We start from the raw sequence: 13,571 nt of genomic DNA, 5'->3' as shown, positions 1-13,571 counted from the left end.
TGGTATAATAGGGAGAGATTTCTTAGAAAGAGGATTTATCATGTTTGAAAAAGTCAATCGATCTGGCTTGATTATCTATCTTTACTATAATCGTGATGCAAAAAAACTGCAGGATTATGGAGATATTACCTATCATTCCAAGAAGCATCGTTACTTACAACTCTATGTTCCAACTCAAGAAGTGGAGCAATTGGTCGGGCACTTGAGCAAGGAAAAATTTATCAAAAAAGTTAGAGCTTGTCATATCCAAGAGCTGGAAACACCCTTTGTGGGCAATCTTTATCGAGAGGAAAACGTTATCATCGAAAAAGTTCAAGAAAAGTGTTGACAATTTTCTGATAATTCGGTATATTCTTAACATGCTATTTATTTAAGAAATAAGGAGACAGAAAATGAAGAAAAAATTTGCCCTATCGTTTGTGGCGCTTGCAAGTGTAGCACTTCTTGCAGCCTGTGGAGAAGTGAAGTCCGGAGCATCAAACGCTGCTGGTAACTCAGTAGATGAAAAGACAATCAAAATCGGATTTAACTTCGAGGAAACTGGTGCCGTAGCAGCCTACGGAACATCTGAACAAAAAGGTGCCCAACTTGCCGTTGATGAAATCAATGCCGCAGGTGGTATCGACGGAAAACAAATCGAAGTTGTCGATAAAGATAACAAGTCTGAAACAGCAGAGGCTGCTTCAGTAACAACTAACCTTGTAACTCAATCTAAAGTATCAGCAATCGTAGGACCTGCGACATCTGGTGCAACTGCAGCTGCGGTAGCTAACGCTACAAAAGCAGGTGTTCCATTGATTTCGCCAAGTGCGACTCAAGATGGATTGACTAAAGGTCAAGATTACCTCTTTATCGGAACTTTCCAAGATAGCTTCCAAGGAAAGATTATCTCAAACTATGTTTCTGAAAAATTAAACGCTAAGAAAGTTGTTCTTTACACTGACAATGCCAGCGACTATGCTAAGGGTATTGCCAAAGCCTTCCGTGAAGCTTATAAAGGTGAAATCGTTGCAGATGAAACTTTCGTAGCAGGTGACACAGACTTCCAAGCAGCCCTTACAAAAATGAAAGGGAAAGACTTTGATGCTATCATCGTCCCTGGTTACTACACTGAAGCTGGTAAAATTGTAAACCAAGCGCGTGGTATGGGAATTGACAAGCCAATCGTTGGTGGTGATGGATTCAACGGTGAAGAGTTTGTACAACAAGCAACTGCTGAAAAAGCATCAAATATCTACTTTATCTCAGGCTTCTCAACTACTGTAGAAGTTTCAGCTAAAGCAAAAGCTTTCCTTGATGCTTACCGTGCTAAGTACAATGAAGAACCATCAACATTTGCAGCCTTAGCTTATGATTCAGTTCACCTTGTAGCAAACGCAGCAAAAGGCGCTAAAAACTCTGGTGAAATCAAGGATAACCTTGCTAAAACAAAAGATTTTGAAGGTGTAACTGGTCAAACAAGCTTCGATGCAGACCACAACACAGTCAAAACTGCTTACATGATGACCATGAACAATGGTAAGGTTGAAGCAGCAGAAGTTGTAAAACCATAATAGAAAAATGTTGAAATAGGGAATGAGCCTCGGACTCACTCCCTGTTTCGATGTTTAAGAACCTATCAAAAAGTGAGGGAAAACCCTCGAAATTATAAATAGAAAGAGTGAATCTTATGCTCCAACAACTAGTAAATGGTTTGATTCTAGGTAGTGTTTATGCGCTGTTAGCCCTAGGATATACCATGGTTTACGGAATTATCAAGCTCATCAACTTCGCCCACGGTGATATTTATATGATGGGAGCCTTTATCGGTTATTTCTTGATTAATTCTTTCCAAATGAATTTCTTTGTAGCGCTTATTGTAGCCATGCTAGCGACAGCCATTCTTGGTGTCGTGATTGAGTTCCTTGCTTACCGACCTTTACGTCACTCTACTCGTATTGCTGTTTTGATTACGGCTATTGGGGTTTCTTTCCTATTGGAGTATGGGATGGTCTATCTGGTTGGTGCCAATACCCGTGCCTTCCCTCAAGCGATTCAAACAGTTCGCTATGATTTGGGACCAATTAGCCTAACAAATGTGCAGTTAATGATTTTGGCCATTTCCTTGATTTTGATGATTTTGTTACAAGTCATTGTCCAAAAGACTAAGATGGGGAAAGCCATGCGTGCAGTATCCGTAGATAGCGATGCAGCACAATTGATGGGGATCAATGTAAACCGTACTATCAGCTTTACCTTTGCTTTGGGTTCTGCCCTTGCGGGTGCGGCTGGTGTTCTGATTGCCCTTTATTATAACTCTCTTGAGCCTTTGATGGGGGTTACTCCAGGTCTTAAATCTTTCGTTGCCGCAGTACTTGGTGGTATCGGAATTATTCCTGGTGCGGCTCTTGGTGGTTTTGTGATTGGTCTATTGGAAACCTTTGCGACAGCCTTTGGGATGTCAGACTTCCGTGATGCCATTGTTTATGGAATCTTGTTGTTGATCTTGATTGTCCGCCCAGCTGGTATCCTTGGTAAGAATGTGAAAGAGAAGGTGTAAACGATGAAAGAAAATTTAAAAGTTAATATTCTATGGTTACTCCTTTTGTTAGCTGGCTATGGTTTGATTAGTGTACTGGTTTCAGTTGGAGTACTCAATCTATTCTATGTACAGATTTTACAACAAATTGGAATTAATATTATTTTGGCTGTTGGTCTTAACCTAATCGTTGGTTTTTCAGGACAATTTTCACTTGGGCATGCTGGTTTCATGGCGATTGGTGCCTATGCCGCTGCTATTATTGGTTCTAAATCACCAACCTATGGTGCCTTCTTTGGAGCTATGCTTGTAGGTGCTTTGCTTTCAGGAGCTGTTGCTTTACTTGTCGGAATTCCAACCTTGCGCTTGAAGGGGGACTATCTTGCGGTAGCGACTCTCGGTGTATCTGAAATTATCCGTATCTTTATCATCAATGGTGGAAGTCTTACAAATGGTGCGGCAGGTATCTTGGGAATTCCTAACTTTACAACTTGGCAAATGGTTTACTTCTTTGTCGTGATTACAACCATTGCAACCTTGAACTTCTTGCGTAGCCCAATTGGTCGTTCAACCCTCTCTGTTCGTGAGGACGAGATTGCTGCTGAGTCAGTTGGGGTTAATACGACTAAAATTAAAATCATCGCCTTTGTCTTTGGTGCTATTACTGCAAGTATTGCAGGGTCACTTCAGGCAGGATTTATCGGTTCAGTTGTACCGAAAGATTACACTTTCATCAACTCAATCAACGTATTGATCATTGTTGTATTTGGTGGACTTGGTTCAATTACAGGTGCGATTGTTTCAGCTATTGTTCTTGGAATTTTGAATATGCTTCTCCAAGATGTTGCTAGCGTGCGTATGATTATCTACGCTTTGGCCTTGGTATTGGTAATGATTTTCAGACCAGGTGGACTCCTTGGAACATGGGAATTGAGCCTATCACGTTTCTTTAAAAAATCTAAGAAGGAGGAACAAAACTAATGGCATTACTTGAAGTAAAACAGTTAACCAAACATTTTGGCGGTCTAACAGCTGTTGGAGATGTGACTCTTGAATTAAACGAAGGGGAATTGGTTGGACTAATCGGTCCAAACGGAGCTGGTAAAACCACCCTTTTCAACCTTTTGACCGGTGTTTATGAACCAAGTGAGGGAACAGTTACCTTAGATGGTCACCTTTTAAATGGAAAGGCACCTTATAAGATTGCCTCTTTGGGACTTGGACGTACTTTCCAAAATATCCGTCTCTTTAAAGATTTAACAGTTTTGGACAATGTTTTAATTGCTTTTGGCAACCATCACAAACAACATGTTTTTGCTAGTTTCTTACGCTTACCAGCTTTTTACAAGAGTGAAAAAGAATTAAAAGCTAAAGCTTTGGAATTATTGAAAATCTTTGATTTAGATGGTGATGCAGAGACTCTTGCTAAAAACCTCGCCTACGGACAACAACGTCGTTTGGAAATTGTTCGTGCCCTTGCTACGGAACCTAAAATTCTCTTTTTAGATGAACCAGCAGCAGGTATGAACCCACAGGAAACAGCAGAATTGACTGAGTTAATTCGTCGTATCAAAGATGAATTTAAAATTACAATCATGTTGATTGAACACGATATGAATCTGGTCATGGAAGTAACAGAACGCATCTACGTACTTGAATATGGTCGTTTGATTGCTCAAGGAACTCCAGACGAAATTAAGACCAATAAACGCGTTATCGAAGCTTATCTAGGAGGTGAAGCCTAATGTCTATGTTAAAAGTTGAAAATCTTTCTGTACATTACGGTATGATCCAAGCAGTCCGTGATGTAAGCTTTGAAGTTAATGAAGGAGAAGTTGTTTCCCTTATCGGTGCCAATGGTGCTGGTAAGACAACTATTCTCCGTACCTTGTCTGGTTTGGTTAGACCAAGTTCAGGAAAAATTGAATTTTTAGGTCAAGAAATCCAAAAAATGCCAGCTCAGAAAATCGTAGCTGGTGGACTTTCACAAGTTCCAGAAGGACGCCATGTCTTCCCTGGCTTGACTGTGATGGAAAATCTTGAAATGGGGGCTTTCTTAAAGAAAAATCGTGAAGAAAATCAAGCTAACTTGAAGAAAGTTTTCTCACGCTTCCCACGTCTTGAAGAACGAAAGAACCAAGATGCAGCCACTCTTTCAGGAGGGGAACAACAAATGCTTGCCATGGGACGCGCTCTTATGTCAACACCAAAACTTCTTCTTTTAGATGAACCATCAATGGGACTTGCTCCAATCTTTATCCAAGAAATTTTTGATATCATTCAAGATATCCAGAAACAAGGTACAACCGTCCTCTTGATTGAACAAAATGCCAATAAGGCACTCGCAATCTCTGACCGAGGCTATGTACTGGAAACAGGAAAAATCGTCCTATCCGGAACAGGAAAAGAACTCGCCTCATCAGAAGAAGTCAGAAAAGCATATCTGGGTGGTTAAAAAGGTCCGGGGGACCTTTTTAATCGGTGGATAAGGATTACGAAGCAATCATCACTATTGTCCGGGGGACCTTTTTAGTCGGTAGATTGAGATTGCAAACAAATCTGTACCTACATTGAAAGGTTAATTTCTAATAATTGAAAAATCGAATGAAAGGTATCTTACCTTCATTCATAGAGCTCGATTTCAGAGCTCTTTTTGCTAGCTTATTCATACTTTTCTGAATTTTGAAAAAGAAATGTAAGCGTTTGATAGATTTACAAAAAGATTGTATAATAGGGATAAGAATAGAAAAGGAGAAGTCTCATGGCAGTTAAAGATTTTATGACCCGCAAGGTAGTGTATATTAGTCCAGATACAACAGTATCTCATGCAGCAGATTTGATGAGAGAGCAAGGTTTGCACCGCTTGCCTGTTATCGAAAATGATCAATTGGTTGGTTTGGTAACTGAGGGAACCATTGCGCAAGCTAGCCCCTCAAAAGCAACAAGTCTTTCTATCTATGAGATGAACTATCTTCTGAATAAGACCAAAGTAAAAGATGTCATGATTCGCGATGTTGTTACTGTGTCAGGCTATGCTAGTCTAGAAGATGCAACTTATCTGATGCTGAAAAACAAGATTGGTATTCTTCCTGTTGTTGATAACCATCAAGTATATGGGGTTATTACTGATCGTGACGTTTTCCAAGCCTTTCTTGAAATTGCTGGTTACGGTGAAGAAGGAATTCGTGTGCGCTTTGTTACAGAAGATGAAGTCGGTGTTCTCGGAAAGATTGTTTCTTTGATTGTAGAAGAAAATTTGAATATCTCCCATACAGTAAATATTCCACGAAAAGATGGTAAGGTGATTATCGAAGTTCAAATCGATGGATCAATCGATTTACCAGCCTTGAAAGAAAAATTTGAATCAGAGAATATTCAAGTAGAAGAAATCACTCGTACTTCAGCAAAAGTCTTGTAAGAAGGGAAGCCGAAAGGCTTCTTTTTACGTGCAATAAGGGATTAGAGCAAAAGATGGAAAGAAATGATAGATTATGGTATAATAAAATGATACAAAAAAGGAGTATTTATGGACATTTCAGAAATTCGTCAGAAAATTGACGCAAATCGTGAAAAATTAGCTTCTTTCAGGGGGTCTCTTTGACCTCGAAGGTTTAGAGGAAGAGATTGCCATCTTGGAAAACAAGATGACAGAACCTGATTTTTGGAACGATAATATCGCGGCCCAAAAAACGTCGCAAGAATTAAATGAATTAAAAAACACCTACAACACTTTCCACAAAATGGAAGAGTTGCAGGATGAAGTCGAAATTTTATTGGACTTTTTAGCTGAAGATGAGTCTGTGCATGAAGAATTGGTTGAACAGTTGTCAGAGCTGGATAAGATGATGACCAGTTACGAAATGACCCTTCTCTTGTCAGAACCTTATGACCATAATAATGCCATCTTGGAAATCCATCCAGGATCCGGTGGTACAGAGGCTCAAGACTGGGGTGATATGTTGCTTCGTATGTACACTCGCTATGGAAATGCTAAAGGCTTTAAAGTAGAAGTCTTGGATTACCAAGCAGGAGATGAAGCTGGTATCAAGTCAGTAACCTTATCATTTGAAGGACCTAATGCCTATGGTCTTCTCAAGTCAGAAATGGGGGTACACCGTTTGGTGCGAATTTCACCATTTGACTCTGCTAAACGTCGCCATACCTCTTTCACATCTGTAGAAGTGATGCCTGAGCTGGATGATACTATTGAAGTGGAAATCCGTGAAGATGATATCAAGATGGATACCTTCCGTTCAGGTGGTGCTGGTGGACAAAACGTCAATAAAGTTTCAACAGGGGTGCGTTTGACACACATTCCTACGGGAACTGTCGTTCAGTCAACGGTCGATCGTACCCAATATGGAAATAGAGATCGAGCTATGAAGATGTTACAGGCCAAGCTCTATCAAATGGAGCAAGAAAAGAAAGCTGCGGAAGTCGATTCCCTCAAGGGTGAGAAAAAGGAAATCACATGGGGAAGTCAAATCCGTTCTTATGTTTTCACGCCTTATACTATGGTAAAAGATCATCGAACTAGCTTTGAAGTTGCGCAGGTAGATAAGGTTATGGATGGAGACCTAGATGGTTTTATCGATGCTTATCTCAAGTGGCGAATCAGCTAAGATAGAAAGGAACTCACATGTCAATCATTGAAATGAGAGATGTTGTCAAAAAGTATGATAACGGAACGACAGCTTTGCGAGGTGTCTCAGTCACTGTTGAACCCGGGGAATTTGCCTATATCGTAGGTCCGTCAGGAGCTGGGAAGTCAACATTTATTAGAGCTTTGTACCGCGAAGTAAAAATCGAAAAAGGAAGCTTATCTGTTGCTGGTTTTAATCTGGTTAAAATTAAGAAGAAAGATGTCCCACTTCTACGTCGTAGTGTCGGGGTAGTCTTTCAGGATTACAAACTCTTGCCAAAGAAAACTGTTTATGAAAATATTGCCTATGCAATGGAAGTAATCGGTGAGAGCCGTCGTAACATCAAAAAACGTGTTATGGAAGTTTTAGACTTGGTTGGATTGAAGCATAAGGTTCGTTCTTTTCCAAATGAACTTTCGGGGGGAGAACAGCAACGGATTGCAATTGCACGTGCCATTGTAAACAATCCAAAAGTATTGATTGCGGACGAACCAACAGGAAACTTGGACCCAGATAATTCATGGGAAATTATGAATTTATTGGAACGCATCAATCTCCAAGGTACAACTGTCTTGATGGCTACCCACAATAGTCAGATTGTAAATACCTTGCGCCACCGTGTCATTGCCATTGAAAATGGCCGTGTCGTTCGTGACGAAGCTAAAGGAGAATATGGATACGATGATTAGTAGATTTTTTCGTCATTTATTTGAATCATTAAAAAGTTTGAAACGAAATGGCTGGATGACAGTAGCAGCTGTCAGTTCGGTTATGATTACTTTGACTTTAGTTGCAATATTTGCATCTGTTATCTTTAATACGGCTAAACTCGCTACAGATATTGAAAACAATGTCCGAGTAATGGTATATATTCGTAAGGACGTAGCTGACAATAGTGAGACCATTGAAAAAGAAGGTCAAACCGTTACCAATAATGACTACCATAAGGTATACGATGCTTTGAAAGGTATGTCAACTGTTAAAAGTGTTACCTTTTCAAGTAAAGAAGAACAATATGAAAAGTTGACCGAAACAATGGGGGACAACTGGAAAATCTTTGAAGGGGATGCCAATCCACTCTATGATGCATATATTGTTGATACCAACACGCCAAGCGATGTAAAGACAGTAGCAGAAGAGGCTAAGAAAATTGAAGGTGTATCAGAAGTTCAAGATGGTGGTGCTAATACAGAACGCTTGTTTAAGTTAGCCTCATTTATTCGTGTCTGGGGACTAGTTATCGCGGGATTATTGATTTTCATTGCGGTGTTCTTGATTTCTAATACTATTCGTATCACCATTATTTCACGAAGCCGTGAAATTCAAATCATGCGTTTAGTAGGTGCTAAGAACGGCTATATCCGTGGACCTTTCTTGCTTGAAGGTGCCTTCATTGGTTTGCTTGGAGCAACTCTTCCGTCAGTTCTGGTATTTATTGTCTATAAAATGGTTTACCAATCGGTTAATAAGTCATTGGTTGGTCAGAACCTTTCAATGATATCACCAGAGGTATTCAGTCCACTTATGATTGCTCTATTATTTGTGATTGGAATTTTTATCGGTTCAATCGGATCAGGAATTTCAATGCGCCGATTCCTGAAAATCTAAAATAAAATAGAATTATATTTGAGGAGATTTTAATATCTCCTTTTTTACTACAAAAATTTTAGAAAAAAGTCTCCTTTTTTTTGTAAAAGCCTTTACAAAAAAAATTAAAGTGGTATAATTAAATCATAAAAGGTGCAAACGTTTTCGTAAAACGTTTGCCTAAATAAAAATAAAGGAGATTTGAATGATGAAAGATACATTCAAAAATGTCTTGTCTTTCGAATTTTGGCAAAAATTCGGTAAGGCTTTGATGGTGGTTATTGCCGTTATGCCGGCTGCTGGTTTGATGATTTCAATCGGTAAGTCTATCGTGATGATTAACCCAACCTTTGCACCACTTGTAATCACTGGTGGAATTCTTGAGCAAATTGGTTGGGGGGTTATCGGTAACCTTCACATTTTGTTTGCCCTAGCCATTGGAGGTAGCTGGGCTAAAGAACGTGCTGGTGGTGCTTTCGCCGCTGGTCTTGCCTTCATCTTGATTAACCGTATCACTGGTACAATCTTTGGTGTATCAGGAGATATGTTAAAAAATCCAGATGCTATGGTAACTACTCTATTCGGTGGTTCAATCAAAGTTGCTGATTACTTTATCAGTGTTCTTGAAGCTCCAGCCTTGAACATGGGTGTATTCGTAGGGATTATCTCAGGTTTTGTAGGGGCAACTGCTTACAACAAATACTACAATTTCCGTAAACTTCCTGATGCACTTTCATTCTTCAACGGGAAACGTTTCGTACCATTTGTAGTTATTCTTCGTTCAGCAATCGCTGCAATTCTACTTGCTGCATTCTGGCCAGTAGTTCAAACAGGTATCAATAGCTTTGGTATCTGGATTGCTAACTCACAAGAAACTGCTCCAATCCTTGCACCATTCTTGTATGGTACTTTGGAACGTTTGCTCTTGCCATTTGGTCTTCACCACATGTTGACAATCCCAATGAACTATACAGCTCTTGGTGGTACTTATGAGATTTTGACAGGTGCAGCTAAAGGTACTCAAGTATTTGGTCAAGACCCACTATGGCTTGCATGGGTAACAGACCTTGTTAACCTTAAAGGTACAGATGCAAGTCATTACCAACAATTGTTAGATACTGTTCACCCAGCTCGTTTCAAAGTTGGACAAATGATCGGTTCATTCGGTATCTTGATGGGTGTGATTGTAGCTATCTACCGTAATGTTGATGCTGATAAGAAACACAAATACAAAGGTATGATGATTGCGACAGCTCTTGCAACATTCTTGACAGGGGTTACTGAACCAATCGAATACATGTTCATGTTTGTAGCAACACCTATGTATCTTGTTTACTCACTTGTTCAAGGTGCTGCCTTTGCTATGGCTGACGTCGTAAACCTACGTATGCACTCATTCGGTTCAATCGAGTTCTTGACTCGTACACCTATTGCAATCAGTGCTGGTATCGGTATGGATATCATTAACTTCATTTGGGTAACTGTTCTCTTTGCTGTAATCATGTACTTTATCGCAAACTTCATGATTCAAAAATTCAACTACGCAACTCCAGGACGTAACGGAAACTACGAAACTGCTGAAGGTTCAGAAGAAGCTAGCAGCGAAGTGAAAGTTGCAGCTGGTTCTCAAGCTGTAAACATTATCAACCTTCTTGGTGGACGTGCAAACATCGTTGATGTAGACGCATGTATGACTCGTCTTCGTGTAACTGTAAAAGACGCTGACAAAGTCGGTGATGCAGAACAATGGAAAGCAGAAGGAGCTATGGGTCTTGTCATGAAAGGACAAGGAGTTCAAGCTATCTACGGTCCAAAAGCAGACGTATTGAAATCTGATATCCAAGATATCCTTGATTCAGGTGAAGTTATTCCTGAAACTCTTCCAAGTCAAATGACAGAAGCACAACAAAACACAGTTCACTATAAAGGTCTTACTGAGGAAGTATACTCAGTAGCTGATGGTCAAGTTGTTGCTTTGGAACAAGTAAAAGATCCAGTATTTGCTCAAAAAATGATGGGTGACGGATTTGCTGTTGAACCTGCAAATGGAAACATTGTATCTCCAGTTTCAGGTACTGTATCAAGCATCTTCCCAACAAAACATGCTCTTGGTCTTGTGACTGAACCAGGTCTTGAAGTATTGGTTCACATTGGTTTGGACACAGTAAGTCTTGAAGGTAAACCATTTACAGTTCATGTTGCTGAAGGACAAAAAGTTGCAGCAGGTGATCTCCTTGTTACAGCTGACTTGGATGCTATCCGTGCAGCAGGACGTGAAACTTCAACAGTAGTTGTCTTCACAAATGGTGATGCAATTAAATCAGTTAAATTAGAAAAAACAGGTTCTCTTGCAGCTAAAACAGCAGTTGCTAAAGTAGAATTGTAATATACTTGAGGTTGGAAGCTGTATTCCAACCTCTTATTTTGGGAGAAAAGAATGAAATTTTTAACACTCAATACTCACAGTTGGATGGAGAAAGAAGCAGAGGAAAAATTCCAGATTTTGCTTCAGGATATTCTTGAAAAGGACTATGATTTGATTTGTTTCCAAGAAATCAATCAGGAGATCACTTCGCCAGAGGTGGAGGTTAATGACCTTTATCAAGCTTTGCCAGCAGCTGAGCCTATTCACCAAGATCACTATGTTAAACTTTTGGTTGAAAAGTTGTCTGAGCAAGGGAAAAATTACTACTGGACTTGGGCCTATAACCATATCGGTTATGATCGCTACCACGAAGGTGTGGCTATCTTGTCTAAAACACCTATTGAAGCCAGAGAAATTTTAGTTTCAGATGTGGATGATCCAACAGACTATCATACTCGTCGTGTTGCCTTGGCTGAAACTGTAGTTGATGGTAAGGAGCTTGCAGTTGCAAGTGTCCACCTTTCTTGGTGGGATAAAGGTTTCCAAGAAGAATGGACACGATTTGAGGCTGTCTTGAAAGAATTGAACAAGCCGCTTTTGCTAGCTGGAGATTTCAACAATCCGGCTGGACAGGAAGGTTACCAAGCTATTTTAGCTAGTCCATTAGGCTTACAAGACGCATTTGAAGTTGCTCAAGAGAAAAGTGGTAGCTATACTGTTCCACCAGAAATTGATGGCTGGAAGGGGAACACAGAACCCCTTCGAATCGACTATGTTTTTACTACCAAAGAGTTAGAGGTGGAATATTTACATGTCGTATTTGATGGTAACAAGAGTCCACAAGTGAGTGATCACTATGGCTTGAATGCTATTTTAAACTGGAAATAAGGACTGAAAAGAGGTTGGGATTCACAAATTCCAGCCTTTTTCTAACTAGAGAAGCTACTGGAAATAGCCTAAATAAGTGAGATTACTGAAATGGAGTAAAATGTGGTATAATTGATAGGATAGATAGAATCGAGGATATTATGTCATTTACGAAATTTCAATTTAAAAACTATATTAGAGAAGCCTTGGAGGAGCTGAAATTTACAGCTCCAACAGAGGTGCAAGATAAGTTGATTCCTATTGTTTTGGCAGGTCGTGACCTAGTAGGAGAATCAAAAACAGGTTCGGGTAAGACTCACACTTTCCTATTGCCGATTTTCCAGCAATTAGATGAAACCAGCGATAGTGTTCAAGCAGTGATTACGGCACCGAGCCGTGAGTTGGCTACTCAGATTTACCAAGCAGCTCGTCAGATTGCAGCCCACTCAGAAGTGGAAATTCGTGTGGTTAATTATGTGGGGGGGACAGATAAGGCTCGCCAGATTGAGAAATTAGCAAGCAACCAACCTCATATTGTTATCGGTACGCCAGGCCGTATCTATGACTTGGTTAAATCTGCTGATTTAGCTATTCACAAGGCTAAGACCTTTGTGGTCGATGAGGCTGATATGACCTTGGATATGGGATTCTTGGAAACTGTTGATAAGATTGCTGGCAGCCTTCCAAAAGACTTGCAATTCATGGTCTTCTCAGCGACCATTCCACAAAAGTTGCAACCATTCTTGAAAAAATACTTATCAAATCCTGTTATGGAGAAAATCAAGACCAAAACGGTCATTTCTGACACTATTGATAATTGGTTGATTTCTACTAAGGGACGTGACAAGAATGCTCAAATTTACCAGCTGACTCAGTTGATGCAACCTTATTTGGCAATGATTTTTGTTAACACTAAAACACGGGCTGATGAATTGCATGCTTACTTGACTGCGCAAGGTTTGAAGGTGGCAAAGATTCACGGAGATATTGCCCCTCGTGAGCGCAAGCGTATCATGAATCAGGTGAAAAATCTGGATTTTGAGTATATTGTCGCAACGGATTTGGCAGCGCGTGGAATTGATATTGAAGGTGTCAGCCATGTTATTAATGATGCCATTCCGCAAGACTTATCCTTCTTCGTGCACCGTGTTGGTCGTACTGGACGCAACGGCCTACCAGGTACAGCTATTACCCTATATCAGCCAAGTGATGACTCTGATATCCGTGAGTTGGAGAAATTAGGAATCAAGTTTACTCCTAAGATGGTCAAAGACGGGGAATTTCAAGATACTTATGACCGTGATCGTCGTGCCAACCGTGAGAAAAAACAAGATAAGCTTGATATCGAAATGATTGGTTTGGTTAAAAAGAAAAAGAAAAAAGTCAAACCAGGTTATAAGAAGAAGATTCAATGGGCGGTTGATGAAAAACGTCGGAAAAACAAGCGCGCTGAAAATCGCGCTCGCGGTCGTGCAGAGCGTAAAGCAAAACGCCAAACATTTTAATAGCAATTGTTGGAGTGCTGAGCTCCAACTTTTTTTTATTTATGATAACGAACTATCTTAACCAAAACTCTACATTAAAGACTGCA

Annotated in this window: 13 protein-coding genes; all 13 read left to right on the top strand. The window is 40.0% G+C overall.

Annotated features, from left to right (window positions below; all coding sequences use genetic code 11):
- The first annotated feature begins 40 nt into the window (after positions 1 to 40).
- Complete coding sequence (locus tag QP439_RS01450) at positions 41 to 328, top strand: YlbG family protein (RefSeq protein ID WP_261046614.1); 288 nt, start codon at positions 41 to 43, stop codon at positions 326 to 328.
- Between the two features lie 64 nt (positions 329 to 392).
- Entirely contained in the window at positions 393 to 1,553 is a 1,161-nt protein-coding gene (locus tag QP439_RS01445) for an ABC transporter substrate-binding protein (protein WP_125852055.1), read from the top strand.
- Between the two features lie 116 nt (positions 1,554 to 1,669).
- On the top strand, positions 1,670 to 2,539 hold the full coding sequence (locus tag QP439_RS01440; RefSeq protein ID WP_000941421.1) for a branched-chain amino acid ABC transporter permease: 870 nt from the start codon (positions 1,670 to 1,672) through the stop codon (positions 2,537 to 2,539).
- A 3-nt stretch (positions 2,540 to 2,542) separates the two neighbouring features.
- Positions 2,543 to 3,499, top strand: a complete 957-nt coding sequence (locus QP439_RS01435) for a branched-chain amino acid ABC transporter permease (protein WP_000662290.1) — start codon at positions 2,543 to 2,545, stop codon at positions 3,497 to 3,499.
- Complete coding sequence (locus tag QP439_RS01430; RefSeq protein WP_001185995.1) at positions 3,499 to 4,263, top strand: ABC transporter ATP-binding protein; 765 nt, start codon at positions 3,499 to 3,501, stop codon at positions 4,261 to 4,263. Before QP439_RS01435 ends, QP439_RS01430 begins: the two co-directional genes overlap by 1 nt.
- Complete coding sequence (locus tag QP439_RS01425) at positions 4,263 to 4,973, top strand: ABC transporter ATP-binding protein (RefSeq protein ID WP_000062219.1); 711 nt, start codon at positions 4,263 to 4,265, stop codon at positions 4,971 to 4,973. The genes QP439_RS01430 and QP439_RS01425 overlap by 1 nt, the downstream gene beginning before the upstream one ends.
- Positions 4,974 to 5,279: 306 nt before the next feature.
- Entirely contained in the window at positions 5,280 to 5,936 is a 657-nt protein-coding gene (locus QP439_RS01420) for a CBS domain-containing protein (RefSeq protein WP_000268666.1), read from the top strand.
- Positions 5,937 to 6,044: 108 nt separating this feature from the next.
- Positions 6,045 to 7,140, top strand: a protein-coding gene (prfB, locus tag QP439_RS01415; RefSeq protein WP_100198837.1) for a peptide chain release factor 2 whose coding sequence is annotated in 2 segments (ribosomal slippage) — positions 6,045 to 6,116 and positions 6,118 to 7,140 — 1,095 coding nt in all. Because the reading frame shifts where the segments join, the coding sequence is not laid out codon by codon here.
- A gap of 17 nt (positions 7,141 to 7,157) precedes the next feature.
- On the top strand, positions 7,158 to 7,850 hold the full coding sequence (gene ftsE, locus QP439_RS01410; protein WP_120718873.1) for a cell division ATP-binding protein FtsE: 693 nt from the start codon (positions 7,158 to 7,160) through the stop codon (positions 7,848 to 7,850).
- The gene (gene ftsX / locus QP439_RS01405) at positions 7,843 to 8,769 is read left to right on the top strand and encodes a permease-like cell division protein FtsX (protein ID WP_000625545.1); all 927 of its coding nucleotides are present in this window, start codon (positions 7,843 to 7,845) and stop codon (positions 8,767 to 8,769) included. The genes ftsE and ftsX overlap by 8 nt, the downstream gene beginning before the upstream one ends.
- A gap of 184 nt (positions 8,770 to 8,953) precedes the next feature.
- Positions 8,954 to 11,134: a PTS transporter subunit IIBC gene (locus QP439_RS01400; RefSeq protein ID WP_000974069.1), complete on the top strand. Its 2,181-nt coding sequence runs from the start codon at positions 8,954 to 8,956 to the stop codon at positions 11,132 to 11,134.
- Between the two features lie 51 nt (positions 11,135 to 11,185).
- Complete coding sequence (locus tag QP439_RS01395) at positions 11,186 to 12,001, top strand: endonuclease/exonuclease/phosphatase family protein (protein ID WP_000670849.1); 816 nt, start codon at positions 11,186 to 11,188, stop codon at positions 11,999 to 12,001.
- A 140-nt stretch (positions 12,002 to 12,141) separates the two neighbouring features.
- A complete protein-coding gene (locus QP439_RS01390; protein ID WP_254754067.1) occupies positions 12,142 to 13,485 on the top strand; it encodes a DEAD/DEAH box helicase in 1,344 nt (447 codons plus the stop codon).
- Positions 13,486 to 13,571 lie beyond the last annotated feature (86 nt).

It is taken from the genome of Streptococcus sp. UMB1203 (assembly GCF_030217725.1).
GTDB lineage: Bacteria > Bacillota > Bacilli > Lactobacillales > Streptococcaceae > Streptococcus.
The sequence above is the reverse complement of the archived record's forward strand: the minus strand, read 5'-3'. Positions and strand labels throughout refer to the sequence as shown.